1 protein-coding gene is annotated in these 565 nt (G+C 53.8%); it reads left to right on the top strand.

Annotated elements, in window-relative coordinates; all coding sequences use genetic code 11:
• Positions 1 to 46: 46 nt before the first annotated feature.
• The coding region (locus BWM17_RS09630; protein ID WP_342766521.1) for a phosphoribosylglycinamide synthetase C domain-containing protein at positions 47 to 565 on the top strand (519 nt) is incomplete at its 3' end.

The following is a 565-nucleotide window of genomic DNA, read 5'->3' as shown; positions in this document are numbered from 1 at the left end:
GACTGAGGAGGACTACAGCTTCGCATTAGAGGTGATACGCAAGACAGTGGCGGCGCTGAAGGAAGAGACCGGCGAGGGGTACAAGGGCATACTCTACGGCCAGTTCATGAAGGGTAAGGAGATAAAGCTTATAGAGTTTAACTGCCGCTTTGGCGATCCCGAGGCTATGAATGTGCTTACTCTCTTAGAGAGAGACTTTGCGGAGATATGCACTCGCATAGCTGAGGGTACCCTCTCAGAGAAGTATGTGAGCTTTGCGAAGCTCGCCTCGGTCTGCAAGTACGTGGTACCTAAGGGCTACGGGGTAAATCCGGCGCCTCCCGCTAAGATAAGCATAGACGAGGAGGCGATTAAGCGAGAGGGAGCCACGCTTTACTATGCGGCGGTTAATGAGGAGGACGGCGAGATATACACAACCACCTCCCGCAGCGTCGCCGTGGTAGGCGTGGCAGAGAGCATCGCCGAAGCTGAGGCGATAGCTGAGCGCGCTATAGAGCATATCAAAGGAGAACACATATACCACAGGCAAGATATTGGCAAGCGGGAGCTTATTGAGGCGAAGCTT

The sequence above is a fragment of the Candidatus Hecatella orcuttiae genome (assembly GCF_002009985.1).
Lineage (GTDB): Archaea > Thermoproteota > Bathyarchaeia > Hecatellales > Hecatellaceae > Hecatella > Hecatella orcuttiae.
Note: the sequence above shows the minus strand (reverse complement) of the source record. Positions and strands in the feature narration are given on the sequence as shown.